General features: G+C 68.2%; 15 protein-coding genes. 6 read left to right on the plus strand and 9 right to left on the minus strand.

What is annotated here, in order from left to right; translation table 11 throughout:
• Positions 1–3: 3 nt before the first annotated feature.
• The 4 genes from ACW6W5_RS14275 (at position 4) to ACW6W5_RS14290 (ending at position 2,761) form a co-directional block, all read left to right on the plus strand.
• Entirely contained in the window at positions 4–492 is a 489-nt protein-coding gene (locus ACW6W5_RS14275; protein ID WP_282263113.1) for a TPM domain-containing protein, read from the plus strand.
• Between the two features lie 84 nt (positions 493–576).
• Positions 577–1,467: a prolipoprotein diacylglyceryl transferase gene (gene lgt / locus ACW6W5_RS14280; RefSeq protein WP_152154489.1), complete on the plus strand. Its 891-nt coding sequence runs from the start codon at positions 577–579 to the stop codon at positions 1,465–1,467.
• Complete coding sequence (locus ACW6W5_RS14285) at positions 1,464–2,258, plus strand: thymidylate synthase (protein WP_152154487.1); 795 nt, start codon at positions 1,464–1,466, stop codon at positions 2,256–2,258. Before lgt ends, ACW6W5_RS14285 begins: the two co-directional genes overlap by 4 nt.
• 11 nt (positions 2,259–2,269) lie before the next feature.
• Complete coding sequence (locus ACW6W5_RS14290; RefSeq protein ID WP_152154485.1) at positions 2,270–2,761, plus strand: dihydrofolate reductase; 492 nt, start codon at positions 2,270–2,272, stop codon at positions 2,759–2,761.
• Between the two features lie 43 nt (positions 2,762–2,804).
• Here the strand turns inward: ACW6W5_RS14290 and ACW6W5_RS14295 are convergent, their stop codons facing one another.
• From ACW6W5_RS14295 to ACW6W5_RS14335, 9 genes are all read right to left on the minus strand, one after another.
• The gene (locus tag ACW6W5_RS14295) at positions 2,805–3,848 is read right to left on the minus strand and encodes a symmetrical bis(5'-nucleosyl)-tetraphosphatase (RefSeq protein ID WP_121042790.1); all 1,044 of its coding nucleotides are present in this window, start codon (positions 3,846–3,848) and stop codon (positions 2,805–2,807) included.
• Between the two features lie 13 nt (positions 3,849–3,861).
• Positions 3,862–4,245, minus strand: a complete 384-nt coding sequence (gene apaG, locus ACW6W5_RS14300; protein WP_121042792.1) for a Co2+/Mg2+ efflux protein ApaG — start codon at positions 4,243–4,245, stop codon at positions 3,862–3,864.
• 123 nt (positions 4,246–4,368) lie between these two features.
• Entirely contained in the window at positions 4,369–5,199 is an 831-nt protein-coding gene (gene rsmA / locus ACW6W5_RS14305) for a 16S rRNA (adenine(1518)-N(6)/adenine(1519)-N(6))-dimethyltransferase RsmA (RefSeq protein ID WP_152154483.1), read from the minus strand.
• Positions 5,196–6,176 carry a 4-hydroxythreonine-4-phosphate dehydrogenase PdxA gene (pdxA, locus tag ACW6W5_RS14310; protein WP_121042796.1) on the minus strand — a complete coding sequence of 327 codons (981 nt, stop codon included), beginning with the start codon at positions 6,174–6,176 and terminating at the stop codon, positions 5,196–5,198. Before pdxA ends, rsmA begins: the two co-directional genes overlap by 4 nt.
• A 3-nt stretch (positions 6,177–6,179) precedes the next feature.
• Positions 6,180–7,526 carry a peptidylprolyl isomerase gene (locus tag ACW6W5_RS14315; protein WP_121042798.1) on the minus strand — a complete coding sequence of 449 codons (1,347 nt, stop codon included), beginning with the start codon at positions 7,524–7,526 and terminating at the stop codon, positions 6,180–6,182.
• A complete protein-coding gene (gene lptD / locus ACW6W5_RS14320) occupies positions 7,523–9,976 on the minus strand; it encodes an LPS-assembly protein LptD (RefSeq protein ID WP_152154481.1) in 2,454 nt (817 codons plus the stop codon). The genes ACW6W5_RS14315 and lptD overlap by 4 nt, the downstream gene beginning before the upstream one ends.
• A 116-nt stretch (positions 9,977–10,092) precedes the next feature.
• On the minus strand, positions 10,093–11,004 hold the full coding sequence (locus tag ACW6W5_RS14325; protein WP_152154479.1) for a histone deacetylase family protein: 912 nt from the start codon (positions 11,002–11,004) through the stop codon (positions 10,093–10,095).
• Positions 11,005–11,039: 35 nt separating this feature from the next.
• Positions 11,040–11,594 carry a cob(I)yrinic acid a,c-diamide adenosyltransferase gene (locus tag ACW6W5_RS14330; protein WP_152154477.1) on the minus strand — a complete coding sequence of 185 codons (555 nt, stop codon included), beginning with the start codon at positions 11,592–11,594 and terminating at the stop codon, positions 11,040–11,042.
• Positions 11,595–11,612: 18 nt separating this feature from the next.
• Complete coding sequence (locus tag ACW6W5_RS14335; RefSeq protein ID WP_121042805.1) at positions 11,613–12,197, minus strand: hypothetical protein; 585 nt, start codon at positions 12,195–12,197, stop codon at positions 11,613–11,615.
• A 94-nt stretch (positions 12,198–12,291) separates the two neighbouring features.
• On the opposite strand from ACW6W5_RS14335, the gene ubiH reads away from it, so the two are divergent.
• Entirely contained in the window at positions 12,292–13,497 is a 1,206-nt protein-coding gene (gene ubiH, locus ACW6W5_RS14340; RefSeq protein WP_121042807.1) for a 2-octaprenyl-6-methoxyphenyl hydroxylase, read from the plus strand.
• Positions 13,494–14,669, plus strand: a complete 1,176-nt coding sequence (locus ACW6W5_RS14345) for a UbiH/UbiF family hydroxylase (protein WP_152154475.1) — start codon at positions 13,494–13,496, stop codon at positions 14,667–14,669. Before ubiH ends, ACW6W5_RS14345 begins: the two co-directional genes overlap by 4 nt.
• Positions 14,670–14,674: the final 5 nt, after the last annotated feature.

Consider the following 14,674-nt stretch of genomic DNA (forward strand, 5'->3'; position numbering starts at 1 on the left):
GTGATGCGCTGGCTCCGGCACGTGTTTTCCCCGTCGGTGCGGCGCGCCTTCCCACCCGCACATCTGCAGGCGATCACCGATGCGATCACTGCCGGCGAGCGGCGCCACGGTGGCCAGGTGATGTTCGCGGTGGAAGCGGCTCTGCCGCTGGCCGCGTTGTGGCAGGGCATCACCGCACAGCAGCGCGCACAGCAGGCCTTCGCCCAGCTGCACACCTGGGATACCGAACACAACAACGGCGTGCTGATCTACCTGCTGCTGGCCGACCATGCCATCGAGCTGGTCGCCGACCGCGGGCTGCGTGGGCGCATCGGTGAGGCGCAGTGGCAGGCGATCTGCGCGCACATGCAGCAGCGGCTGCGCGAGGGCGCGCTGCAGGAGGGCGTGCTGCTGGCGATCGAAGAGGTTTCCGACCTGCTGGCCGGGCACTATCCGCCCGTTCCGGGGTCACAGGATGACGGCCTGCCGGACACGCCGCAGATGCTGGGCTGAAGCCCGGCAATCGCGTGATCGGGGCCACCGCGAGGCCGCTCCCGGGCGGCGCTAGAATATCGGCATCCCTGCAAGGCATCGCCCATGATCTATTTCCACGACATCGACCCCATCGCCATCTCGCTTGGGCCGATCAAGGTGCATTGGTACGGCATCATGTACCTGCTCGGCTTCACCGCCGCCTGGTGGCTGGGGCGCAAGCGGATCGCGGCCGGGCGCCTGCCCGGGGTCGATGCCACCGGCTTCTCCGATCTGCTGTTCTACGCGATGCTCGGCGTGGTCGTCGGTGGCCGCGTGGGCTACATGCTGTTCTACGCCACCTCGGAATTCCTGCACAACCCGCTGCTGCTGTTCAAGGTCTGGGACGGCGGCATGAGCTTCCACGGTGGCCTGCTCGGCGTGCTGTTCGCCGCGTGGTGGTGGTCGCGCAAGCATCGCCTGCACCTGTTCGATACCCTCGATTTCATGTCCCCGCTGGTGCCGCTGGGCCTGGGGTTCGGCCGCATCGGCAACTTCATCGGCGCCGAGCTGTGGGGCAAGTACACCGATGGCACCTGGGGCGTGGTGTTCCCGAGCGGCCTGCCGGCGCCGTTGAACGGGCTGGACCTGGCCACGCTGAAGGCCGAGTTCGCCACCGGCGCGCTCAACCCGTACGCCCGCCATCCCTCGCAGCTGTATGAAGCGCTGCTGGAAGGCCTGGTGATGTTCGTGGTGCTGTGGGCCGTGTCGGCCAAGCCGCGCCACCGCTACGTCATCGCCGGCCTGTTCGCGCTGATGTACGGCATCTTCCGCTTCGCGGTCGAGTTCGTGCGCATGCCCGACAACGGCGTCTACCTCGCCTTCGACTGGTTCACCCGTGGCCAGCTGCTCAGCCTGCCGCTGGTGGCCTTCGGCCTGGTGTTGCTGGCGCTGTCGCGCCGTGCGCCGGTGCTGCAGCCGGTCCTGCCGGTCGCTACCGCGGGCGCCAAGGCATGAAGGCCTACCTGGCGCTGCTTGAGCATGTGCTGGAGCACGGCACGGAAAAGTCCGATCGCACCGGCACCGGCACGCGCAGCGTGTTCGGCTGGCAGATGCGCTTCAATCTCAATGACGGCTTCCCGTTGGTCACCACCAAGAAGCTGCACCTGCGCTCGATCATCCATGAGCTGCTGTGGTTCCTGAAGGGGGATACCAACATCGGGTATCTCAAGGAGCACCAGGTGCGGATATGGGACGAATGGGCCGATGCCAACGGCGACCTCGGCCCGATCTACGGCAAGCAGTGGCGCAGCTGGGCCACCGCCGATGGCGGGGCGATCGACCAGATGCAGTGGCTGGTGGACGAGATCAAGCGCAACCCGGATTCGCGCCGGCTGGTGGTCAGTGCCTGGAACGTGGGCGAGCTGTCGCAGATGGCGTTGATGCCGTGCCACAATCTGTTTCAGTTCTATGTGGTGGACGGCAAGCTCAGCTGCCAGCTGTACCAGCGCAGCGGCGACATCTTCCTCGGCGTGCCGTTCAACATCGCCAGCTACGCGCTGCTGACCCACATGGTGGCGCAGGCGACCGGGCTGGGCGTCGGCGATTTCGTGCACACCCTGGGCGATGCGCACCTGTACTCGAACCATTTCGAGCAGGCCCGCGAACAGCTCGCACGTGAGCCGCGCGCGCTGCCGAAACTCTGGTTGAACCCCGACGTGACCGATCTGTTCGGTTTCCAGTTCGATGACATCCGCATCGATGGTTACGACCCGCACCCGGCGATCAAGGCCCCGGTGGCGGTGTGAGCAACACGCGCATGACGCTCTCCCTGATCGCCGCGCTGGACACCGACCACGGCATCGGCCGTGACAACGACCTGCCATGGAAGCTGCCGGACGATCTCAAGCGCTTCAAAGCGCTGACCGTCGGCAAGCCGATCCTGATGGGGCGCAAGACCGCGCAGTCGCTCGGCCGTGCCTTGCCGGGCCGGTTGAATCTGGTGCTGACCCGCAGTGGGCAGGTGCCGTTCGACGGCATGCAGGCGGTGGCCTCGATCGAGCAGGCGCTGCAGGCAGCGGGCGCTGCGGGGGCCGAAGAGCTGTGCGTCATCGGTGGCGGCGAGATCTATCGCCTGGCCATGGCCCAGGCCACCGATCTGCACCTGACGTGGGTACAGACCACTGTACCGGCCGATACCCATTTCCCGCCGGTCGATCCGGCGCTGTGGGTGGAGGTGGCGCGCGAACACCACGCGGCCGACGAGCGGCACGCGTTCGCGTTCGATTTCGTGGATTACCGCCGCGCCTGAGCGCGCGCTGCTGGCAGGCCGGTCGTACTGACCGGCCTGCGGCTCATTCGGCGTCGCTGGTGACGTCGTTGTTCTGCGGCTGTTGCTGTTGCTGCGGCTGCTGCTCGGCGTTCTGCGCGGGCTTCGCACCGCCGCCCTGTCGGCCCTGGCCGCCCCGGCCACGGTCGCGCCCCTGGCCTTGGCCCTGGCGCGGTGGACGCCCATTCGGCTGCGCACCCTCGGCAGCCGGCCGGCGAGCCGGCGGACGCGGCGCGGACACCGGCTTGGGCACATCGCGGCCCGGCACCTGCACCACGCGCAGTTCTTCGGTATCCAGCTGCAGTGCGGTGAGCTTGCCACCCCAGACCGCGCCGGTATCGATCGCATGCACGCCCTGGGTGATGGTCAGACCGAGGGCGGACCAATGCCCGCAGACGATCTTCAGGTCGCGCTCGGCGCGGCCCGGCACTTCGAACCAGGGGTACAGGCCCTGTTCCTGCGTACCCGGCGTGCCCTTGTCTTCGATCCCGATCCGGCCCCGCGGGGTGCAGTAACGCATCCGGGTGAACAGATTGATGATCGCGCGGGAGCGGTCGTAGCCGGCCAGCCCGGGGGACCAGCTGGGCTTGTCGCCATACATGTTGCGGAACAGCTTGCGGTAGCCGCTGCCGTGCAGCTGCTGCTCGACCTCGCGGGCATGCTTTTCGGCCAGCTGGGTGGTCCACTTCGGGGCCAGCCCGGCGTGGATCATCATCCAGCCCAGCTCGCGGTCCACATGGGCCAGCTTCTGCAGACGCAGCCAGTCCAGCAGCTCGTCGCGGTCCTCGGCCTGCACGATGCGCAGCAGATCCGGGTTGACCTTGCGCTGCTCTTCCTCGGTGCGTGCACCGACCGCGAGCAGGGACAGGTCGTGGTTGCCCAGCACGATCACGCTGCTCTCGCGCAGCGAATGGACCAGGCGCAGGGTTTCCAGCGACTGCCCCCCGCGGTTGACCAGATCGCCGCAGAACCACAGCGTGTCGACCGCGGGGTCGAAGTTGATTTTTTCCAGCAACCGCTGGGTGACGTCGTAGCAGCCCTGCAGGTCGCCGATGGCCCAGACACTCATGCGTGCGCCTCCATCAGTGCAGTGTGCGCGGAACGGTCAGGACGAACGGCGCGATGGGGGCGGCGAACTCGGTGCCGTCGTCGGCCACCATGTCGTAGTGCCCCTGCATCGTGCCGTGCTCGGTCTCCAGCATGACACCGGAGGTGTAACGGAAGTCTTCACCGGGGCGCAGCCGCGGCTGTTCGCCGATCACCCCATCGCCATCGACATGCTCGATGCGGCCATTGGCATCGGTGATCCGCCAGTGGCGGGCCACCAGCCGTGCCGCGACGCGACCCCGGTTGAGGATGCGGATCGTATAGGCGAACGCGTAGCGGCCGTCCTCCGGGGTGGACTGGTCATCGAGGAAGCGGGGGGCGACCTCGACGGAGATCGCGTAGTTTGCAGCGTCGTTCATGCAGGCAGTTTAGTGAATGTTGTGCACGATGAGATGAGTGCTGCCCAAGCTGGCAGCGCCCCCGTCATGGATGTCAGGCGGTTCCACGTGCGCGCGGCCGGTGCTGGCCACGAGGTGGCGCGCTCAACCTTGCGGCGCGTCAGCCTCGTACGGGACGTTGGCCAGCGCGATGAACTGCGCCACGTCCAGCTGCTCGGCGCGGGCATCGCTGCGCACGCCGGCCGCTTCGAACTGCTCGGGCGTGCACACGTTCTGCAGCGCGTTGCGCAGGGTCTTGCGGCGCTGACCAAAGGCGGCCTTGACCACATGGGCGAAGCGCTTGCGGTCCAGGATGCCGACCGTGGCCGGATCCCGCGGGACCAGCCGCACCACCGCCGAATCGACCTTGGGCGGCGGGCGGAACGCACCCGGCGGCACCACGAACAGCGAGGTCACCTTGCAGAACGCCTGCAGCATCACGCTCAGCCGGCCATACACCTTGCTGCCCGGATCGGCGGCCATGCGGTCGACCACTTCCTTCTGCAGCATGAAGTGCATGTCGGTGATCACCGCGGCGTGGTCCAGCGCATGGAACAGGATCGGCGAGGAGATGTTGTAGGGCAGGTTGCCGACCAGGCGGATCGGGCTGCCGGCAGCCAGCTCGGTGAAATCCACCTGCAGCACGTCGCGGTGGATGATGGTCATCTCGCCCAGCGGTTCGGCGGCGGCGGCCAGCGGGCCGACCAGATCCCGATCGAACTCGATCACGGTCAGCTTCGGGTGGCGGCGCAGCAGCGGCAGGGTGATCGCGCCCTGGCCCGGGCCGATCTCGACCAGTCGGTCGCCGTCTTTCGGGCTGACCGCCAGCACGATCTTGTCGATGTAGCTGCGGTCGGCGAGGAAGTGCTGGCCGAGCTGCTTCTTGGCGGGGCCGGAAAAACCGGGCGCGCCGGAGGAGGAATACGAAGAAGTCATGGCACCAGTGTACGTTGGCGCGCCAGCCGGGCACACAGCGCGGTGGCAGCGAGGAGGCTGGACGGGTCGGCCAGGCCGCGGCCGGCCAGATCCAGGGCGGTGCCATGGTCGACCGCGACGCGCGGGTAGGGCAGGCCCAGGGTGATGTTGACGGCCTGCTCGAAGCCGCTGTACTTGAGCACCGGCAGGCCCTGGTCGTGGTACATGGCCAGCACCGTGTCGAACCCGGCCAGCTTGGCCGGCAGGAAGGCGGTGTCGGCCGGCAGCGGCCCGGCCAGGTCCATGCCCTGGGCGCGCAGGCGCGCCAGCAGCGGGATGATCAGGTCCAGTTCTTCGCGCCCCAGATGACCGTCTTCGCCGGCGTGCGGGTTGAGCCCGAGCACGGCGATGCGCGGCGAGGCCAGCCCGAAATCGCGCTGCAGGGCGTCGTGGATGATCTTCAGGGTGAGTGCCAGGCCATCGGCCGTGATCGCATCGGCCACCGCGCGCAACGGCAGGTGGGTGGTGGCCAGGGCGACCCGGACGATGTCATTGGCGAGCATCATCACCACCGGGGTGCGGGCCTGGTCGGCCAGCAGTTCGGTGGTGCCGCTGTAGGCGATGCCGCCCTCGTTGATGACCGCCTTGTGCACCGGGCCGGTGACCACGCCAGCAAGTTCACCGGACAGGCAGGCCTGCCCGGCCTGGCGCAGTGCGCCGATCACGGCCCCGGCGTTGGCCGGATCCGGCGTGCCGAAGCGCGAGGGCACGGCATTGGGGACCGCGCGCAACGGCAGATCGCCCGGCTGACGGGCGATGGTGTCTTCAGGCAGGAGCTGCAGGGGCAGCGACAGCGCAGCGGCGGCAGCCTGCAGCGTGTCCGGGTCGGCGAAGGCCAGCAGCCGGCAATCGGTGCGCGGCTGCTGGATCAGACGGAGGCAGAGCTCCGGGCCGATCCCCGCCGGCTCGCCCGGTACCAGCGCGAGCTGCGGGAGCATGGATCAGGACTGCGGCGGCGTGGTCGCCGCGGCACCCGGGGCATAGCCGCGCATATCCACGTAGGCTTCGCCACGCAGTTCCTGCAGGAAGCGGTTGTACTCTTCCTCCAGCTTGCGGCGGCCGATCGTTTCACGGATCTGGGCGCGCTGGTTGTCGGTGGTGGCATCGGTCTGGCGCGTGGCGACGCGCTGGACGATGTGCCAGCCGGCATCGGTACGGAACGGCGGGCTCACGCCGCCGTCGGTGATGCCCTCAACCTGCTTGCCGAAATCCGGGCCGAAGGCATCGGCCGGGAACCAGCCCAGATCGCCGCCCTGGCCCTTGCTGTTGTTGTCTTCCGAGGATTCCTTGGCCACTGCATCGAACTCGGCGCCGCCGGCGATGCGGGCACGCAGGGTGTCGATCTTGGCCTTGGCCGCGGCATTGTCCTGCTGGTCGGTGATGCGGACCAGGATATGACGGGCGTGGTATTCGGTGATGGTGTGACCGCCGTCAGCGGCCGCGCTGGCATCACGCACCTCGACCAGCTTCAGCAGCTGGAAGCCACTGGGGCCACGCAGCGGGCCGACCACGTCGCCGGACTTCATCTCTTTCATCATCTGCGCGAAGGCATTCGGGATTTCATCCAGCGAACGCCAGCCCAGGTCGCCGCCTTCCAGCGCGTTGGGGCTGTCCGAATAACGGACGGCGGCGGCGTTGAAGTCGATCTCGCCCTTGTCCAGCAGCGCCTTGACGCCATCGGCCTTCTTCTGGCCGGTGGTGATCTGCTCGGCGGTGGCGCCTTCCGGCAGGCCGATCAGGATGTGGGCCAGGTGGTACTGGGTGCCCACGGTGGCCTGCTGCTTGAGCGCGCCATCCACTTCGCCTTCGCTGACGGTGATGCGGCTCTGCGCGAAGCTCTGGCGCAGGCGCTGGACGGTGATCTCGTCACGCACCGAATCGCGGAAATCGTTGAAATCCAGGCCATCGCTGGCCAGACGCTGGCGCAGGGCATCCAGGGTGGAGCCGTTCTGCTGGGCGATGGCGTTGATGGCCTGGTTCAGTTCCTGATCGCTGACCTTGATGCCACTGCTCTCGGCACGCGCCACCTGCAGCTTCACCAGCACCAGGCGCTCGAGCACCTGGCGGCTGAGCACATCATCGGGCGGCAGCTGGTTTTCACGACCGGCGTACTGGGCCTTGATGTTCTGGACGGCGCGGTCCAGTTCGCTCTGCAGCACGACGTCCTCATCGACGATCGCCGCGATGCGGTCCAGCGGCTGACCCTGCTGGGCCAGCACCTGCAACGGGGCCGTCGCGGAGGAGACCGCCAGCAGGGAGGCGAGGAGTACGGGAAGGGTCTTGGTCATGGGATCTGATTCGGATCGTAGTCGTCGCGGGCTGCACCGGTGTTGCTGGGCGGCACCAGATAGAGGTCGTCTCGGTAGTACCCGAGAATAGCACGGCGCAAGGTGCGGTCCGTGTTCTGGCCGATGGAGCTCAGGCCCTTGAGCACGAACTCGATCTGGAAGGAGTTGTTGAGTTCACCTTCGCGATTGCGCACGTAGCGGCGGGCGATGGCGCGAACGGCCAGACAGCAGCTGTCCCACTGCACGCCACCGATGATTTCCAGCGGGGCGCGGTCCTGGATGGAGTAGTAATAGCGTCCGACCAGGCTCCAGCGCTCGTTCAGCGGGTAAAGGAAGGACAGGTCGGCCTGCTCCAGCAGCGTCCGGTCGCGGCGGGTCGCCGTGGTCGAGGCCTGCGGATTCAAGCGGCTGCGGTAGGTCAGGTTGACGATGCCGTCGTTGGACATGAGGTAGCGCGCGCGCACGCTGGCCAGATCCTCACGCTTGTACTTGGGATCCCACTGATAGGTGGCACCCAGGGTCCAGCGGTCGTTGATCATGTAGTTCGTATCGGCGATCCAGGCCGACTTGCCCTGCTCGACCGGCGTTTCACTGCTGTTGAGCGTGACCCGCGAATCATCGAAGTACAGGATCTGGCCGAGGCTCCCCGAGAAGCGCTCTTTGCCGGTGTCCTGGTCGATGAAGCGGGTGCTCACCGCCATGGTCAGCTGGTTGGCGTCGTTCTGGCGATCGGCGCCGGAATAGCGCGAATCGCGGAACAGCTGGCCCCAGCTGAAGGTGAAGTCACGCGTATCGAACACCGGCAGGTCGCTCTGGTCGCGGTAAGGCGTACGCAGGTAGAACAGGCGCGGTTCCAGTGTGTGCAGGAAGCGGGTGTCGCCGATGGTGGTCTCGCGGTCGAAGAACAGGCCGGCGTCGATGGTGCCGATCGGCAGGCTGCGGCTCGGCGAGGTGTTGCCGCGCAGCTGGTCCGGGGTCGCGGTGGCCGGATCGATACCGGCCGCGATCAGGTTCTGCCGGCGGATGTCATCGGCCAGCCCGCGCTCCAGGTCATACCCGGTGTAGCGGTAGGCCAGGGTCGGGGTGACATACCAGGCCGCGCCGCTGAACGGCATCGAGACATACGGCTTGACGTCCAGGCGTGAGCCGCCATCCACAGCGCGTGACACGCCGGTGCGCTCGTATTCCTGTTCCACGCCGAACTTCTCGTGCACGTCCAGATGGGTGAAGTTCACCGCTTCGGCATACACGCCGGTTTCCAGCCACGGCAGCAGCGGCTTGTCCCAATTGACGAACAGGCGCGGCTGGCGGGCATACGGCAGGGACGTTTCGGTCAGCGTGTAATCGGTGAGCTGCCAATAGTCGGCCATCAGGCCGCCGGTCCAGTTCTCACCGGTACCGTAGATGCCGATCTGGCTCTGCAGGTTGGAGGTGGTCACGCCGAGCAGCCGGTTGGAGAAATCCTCCAGATAGCGCTCATCGCTGACCCAGGCCAGGCTGGCACGGGCCTGCCAGTTGGCGTTGATGTTGTGGTACCCGCTGAACTCCACGCGGCCGCGATCCTTGTCGCGCAGCTTGTCGTTGGGCAGGTAGGCGGTCATCAGCTCGCCGCGGCCGCCGTCGTAGAGATAGCGGAATTCGTTGTCCAGCATGAAACCGCGCTTGCTCATGTAGCGCGGCATCAGCGTGTCGTCGAAGTTCGGCGCCAGATTCAGATAGATCGGCTGGGTGTAGTCGAAGCCGTTGCGGCCGGACAGGCCGATCTGCGGGTAGAGCAGGCCGGTCTGGCGGCGGTCGTCGATCGGGAACTTGAAGTACGGCGCCCACAGCACCGGCACCTTGCCGATGCGCAGCACCGCGTTGCGCGCCGTGCCGAAGCCGGCGTCGTTATCGACCTCGATCTGCGGTGCCGAGAGCTTCCACACCGGCTGCGAGGGATCGCAGGTGGTGTAGGTGGAGCGATGCATCTGGCCCACCGCGCCCTGCAGGTCGATTGACTCGGCACCGCCATTGCCCCGGCGGGACACCAGCTGGTACTGGATGTCGCTGATCTTGTGGGTATCGCTTTCCTGGTTGCCCTCGGCACGACGGGCCTTCATCCGGATCGAGGAGTCCTGGTAGCGGACGTTGCCCTCGGCGACGTAATTGCCGCTCTCGGTATCGAAGCTCAGGTTGTCGGTCCCCAGGAACTGGTCGCCACGCTTGAGCGCGACATTGCCCTGGTAGTTGGGCACCACGGAGGTACCGGAAAGTTGGTCACCCTCGATATCGGTCGGCTGCTGGCCACGCGTGGCGGCCGCGGCTTTGTCGGCCTTGGGCGCATCGTCGAACACGGGCAGCACGTCGGTTACCGGGCACAGGCCCCAGTTGACCGGCTTGTCGTCGGCCAGGGCCGGCAAGCAGATGGCGATACTGAGGGGGAGAGGCAGCAGGCGGAGGGCTCGGCGCACGCGGTATCGGATTCGGGAGAAAACGGATCGTAGCTTGCCCCATCCCTTGCATAGGGGCAATGAAGGTCGCGCCGATGCAGGGGGCCGGGTTCATTCGCAACCCGGGCCGGGCCGCCTCAGCGCAGCTCGCCGACGTGCGCCACGCTGCACTCGGCCAAGGCCTGCAGGTCGTATCCGCCCTCGAGCATGGAGACGATCCGGCCGGCGCCGTGGCGGCGGGCGAGCCCGCGCAGCTCGGCGGTGATCCAGGCGAAATCCTCGGTTTCCAGCATCAGGTCGGCCTGCGGGTCGCGCATGTGCGCATCGAAGCCGGCCGAGATCAGCAGCAGCTGCGGGCGGAAATCATCGATGGCCGGCAGCATCTCGTCGGCCCAGGTGTTGCGGAAGCGGAAGCCGCCGCTGCCCGGGGGCAGCAGGATGTTCATCAGGTTGCCGGCCCCACGGTCGCGGCGAAGGCCGGAATTGGGGAACAACCCGGCCTGGTGGGTGCTGTAGTAGGCCACCCCGGGATCGGCGATGAAGATGTCCTGGGTGCCGTTGCCGTGGTGCACGTCGAAATCGACGATGGCGATCCGCTCCAGTCCATAGCGGTCGCGGGCATAGGCCGCGGCGATGGCGATGTTGTTGAACAGGCAGAAGCCCATCGCCGTGTTGGCGCTGGCATGGTGGCCCGGCGGGCGCACGGCGCAGAACGCGACCGGGTCTTCGCCGAGCATCACCGCATCGACCGCCGCCACGCCGGCACCGGCCGCGTGAAGGGCCGCACTGGCCGAGCCGGGCGAGGTCATGGTGTCCATGTCGATCAGCCGCAGCGGCTCGGTCTGCGGCGTGAGGACCAGGTCGATCAGTTCGCTGTCATGGACCCGGGCCAGCTCACCGAGCTTGGCCGGGGGCGCCTGCCGCCAGTCCAGCTGGTCCGGATAGGCCGCCTTGAGCGCATCGAGCACGCCCTGCAGGCGCGCCGGGCATTCGGGGTGGCCCCGGCCGGGATCGTGTTGCAGACAGGCGGGGTGGGTGAAAACCAGCATGCGGGCAGGATATCCGGGTGGGGCGGCAGGGCCGCTCAGGCGTGGCGGCGCTCGTGGCGCCAGAGCACCTCGCCGTGGCCGTCGGCGCGGGCCAGCACGCGCGCGAGCACGAACAGCAGGTCCGACAGGCGGTTGAGGTAGTGCAGCGCTTCCGGGCGGACTGTCTCCCGGCGCGCCAGCGTGACCGTCTCACGCTCGGCCCGGCGCACGATGGTGCGGGCCAGGTGGCAGCGGGCGGCCGCTTCGCCACCGGCCGGCAGGATGAATTCCTTCAACACCGGTAGATCGGCGTTGTAGTGGTCCAGCTGCTGCTCCAGCGCCTGGATGTCGGCGGCGTGGATGGCGGCATGGCCGGGAATGCACAGCTCGCCGCCCAGATCGAACAGCTGGTGCTGGATCACCGTCAGCAGGGCGCGGACGTCGTCGGGCAGCGGTGCCGCGAGCAGCACCCCGAGCGCAGAGTTGGCCTCATCGACCGTACCGTAGGCGGCGACGCGGGCGTCGTCCTTGGCCACGCGGCTGCCATCGCCCAGCCCGGTACTGCCATCGTCACCGGTGCGCGTATAGATACGGGAAAGGCGGTTGCCCATCGGGGAGCCCTGCCGCGCTCAGTGCAGCACGTCGCGGCGCGCCTGCAGCAGCTTGCCGACCTGTTCGGTCGCCAGCTGCAGGGCGGCGGCCAGGCCGACGTAGACCGCGGCGGTGCGCAGGTAGGGCAGGAACCAGTCGCTGTAGTTTTTCGCCCAGCCACCGAGGGTGGGGGCGGCCACGTTGTCACTGGTCCAGTAGAAGCCGCCCTGGGCGAACAGATGGCAGACCGCCACCGCCGCGACCAGCAACAGCGCGCCCTTGCCCAGCGCGGCCCAGGTGGCACCGTGATAGCCGCCGCGCAGCAGCATGCCGCCGCCCCACATGGCGAAGTACGCCGGCAGCAGCATCCAGTAGCCGGGGGAGACGCAGTAGTGCTGCCAGAAATCCAGGCCACTGCGGCGGATCACGATCCAGTCGACCACTACCGCCAACGCCATCAGCAGCGGGAACGCCCAGCGGGTCCACTGGCGCAGGTAGAAGCCGCCGATGAAGAACACCGCCCAGGACGCATCCGGAATCGCCGCGAAATGATTGACCCGGGTCGCCGCCATCAGCAGCACGAGCACGGACAGGACGAAGGCGCGTTGGGCAGTGGAGGTCATGGCGGTGACGGGTAAGGGCAGGCATTCATTCTAGCGCCTGCTGCGGCAGCCCGCCGCACGCCGCCGGAACGGGCGAACCCTTATCATGGCGGGCATGAGTGAACGACATGATGTAGTGATCGTAGGTGGCGGGCTGGTCGGTGCCAGCCTGGCCATTGCCCTGGACCGTGCCGGCCGCGATGTCGGCCTGGTCGAGGCCTCGCCGCTGGGTACGCTGCCGGCGGTGTTCGACCAGCGCAACCTCAGCTTTGCTGCGGCCACCGTCAATGCGCTGACCGCGCTGGGCGTGATGCAGGCGCTGGCCGCTGCGCCGGGCGCGATCACCCGTATCCATGTCAGCCGTGCCGGCGATTTCGGCCGGGTGCAGATGGAGGCCGCGCAGTACCAGCGCCCGTGGTTCGGCCAGGTGGTCGTGGCCCGCGATTTCGGCCAGGCGCTGGAGGCGCGGCTGCAGACGCTGACCCATCTGACCCGCTATCGTCCGGCCCGGTTCGTGCGCCTGGGCGCCACGGTGGACGGCTACCGCCAGGTGTTCATCGCCGATGACAGCGGTGAGCGCTGCCTGTCGGCCCGCCTGGTGGTGGGTGCCGATGGCACCCGCAGTGGCGTGCGCGACGCGCTGGGCATCGGCGTGGACGAGCATGATTTCCGACAGACCCTGTTTGTGTCGCGGGTGCGTGCCGCCCGTGCGCCGGACGGCACCGCGTACGAGCGCTTCACCGACACCGGCCCGACCGCGTTGCTGCCACGTGGTGATCGTCACTTCGGCGCGGTGCACGGCGTTGCCCGCGATCAGGCCGAGGCGGTGATGGCGCTGGACGATGCCGGCTGGGTGAGCCGCCTGCAGAGCGCGATCGGCTGGCGTGCCGGCCGCCTGCTGGAGAGCGGGCCGCGCAGCGCGTATCCGTTGATCCAGGTGTTGTCGCAGGCGTTGGTCGGCGAGCGCGCCGTCCTGCTTGGCAATGCCGCGCAGACCATCCATCCGCTGGGCGCACAGGGCTTCAACCTGGGCCTGCGCGATGCGCTGACCCTGGCCGAGCTGGTCGCCGGGGCTGACGATGCCGGCAGCGATGCGTTGCTGCGCGAACATGTGGCACGACGTCTGGAAGACCGCGAGCAGACCATCGCCTTCTCCGGCGGTCTGGCACGCCTGACCAGCAACCCGGCGCCACTGATGCGGCCCTTGCGGTCGCTCGGCTTGCTGGCTGCGCAGGCGACGCCGATGCAGTCGATGCTGGTCGGCGGCGCGATGGGCTTCCGTGGCCAGGTGCCGGCGCTGTGCCGCGGAGCCGGCCTGTGAGCCGGCGCCCGCAGGATGTCGTGGTGGTCGGCGGCGGCGTGGTCGGCGCGGCCTGTGCCTTGGCGTTGGCCGATGCCGGGTTGACGGTGACGCTGGTCGAAGGTCGCGAGCCAGCCGCCTGGCAGCCGCAGCAACCGGATCTGCGCGTGTATGCGTTCGCGCCGGACAACGCCCAGCTGCTGGCCGCGCTCGGCGTGTGGCCGGCGGTGACTGCCGCACGCGCCTGTGCCTACCGCCGCATGCGGGTCTGGGATGCGGCCGGCGGCGATGAACTGCGTTTCGATGCCGATACGCTCGGCCGCGAACAACTGGGCTGGATCATCGAGAACGATCTGCTGGTGGACCGCTTGTGGGCGGCACTGCCCGCGGCCGGCGTGCAGCTGTGCTGCCCGGCGCGGGTGGAAGCGCTGGAGCAGGACGCCAACGGGGTACGCCTGCGCCTGGACGACGGCCGTCGGCTCGACGCGTCGCTGGCGATCGCCGCCGACGGGGCCGAATCCACCCTGCGCCGCCTGGCCGGGCTGGAGGTGACCCGCCAGGATTACGGCCAGCGTGGCGTGGTTGCCTACGTGGATACCGAAAAGAACAATGAAGCCACGGCGTGGCAGCGCTTCCTGGTGACCGGCCCGCTGGCGGTCCTGCCGATCAGCGCGCAGCGCAGTTCGATCGTGTGGACGCTGCCCGAGGCCGAGGCCGAGCGCGTGCTGGCACTCGACGAGGCCGCCTTCGGCCGTGAGCTCACCCATGCCTTTGCCGGGCGGCTGGGGGCGATGACCCTGGCCTCCAGGCGCGCGGCCTTCCCGCTGCGCCGCCAATTGGCGACCGGCTACGTCGCCGGCCGCGTGCTCGCGCTCGGTGATGCGGCGCACGTGGTGCATCCGTTGGCCGGGCAGGGCGTCAATCTGGGCCTGCGCGATGTCGCCGCGTTGCGGACGATGGTGCTGGCCGCACAGCAGCGCCGCCAGGATTGGATGTCACCGCACCGCCTGCAGCGCTGGGCACGCGAACGCCGCAGTGAAAACACCGTCGCTGCGTACAGTTTCGATGCGATCAACACGGTGTTCTCCAATGATGAGATGCACCTCACCCTGGCGCGCGGTCGCGCGCTGGGCTGCGCCGGAAAGCTGCCGCCGCTGGTATCGATGTTCTGGAAACGCGCGGCGGGGCTGTGACCGGC

This window comes from Stenotrophomonas sp. IS26, assembly GCF_054188265.1.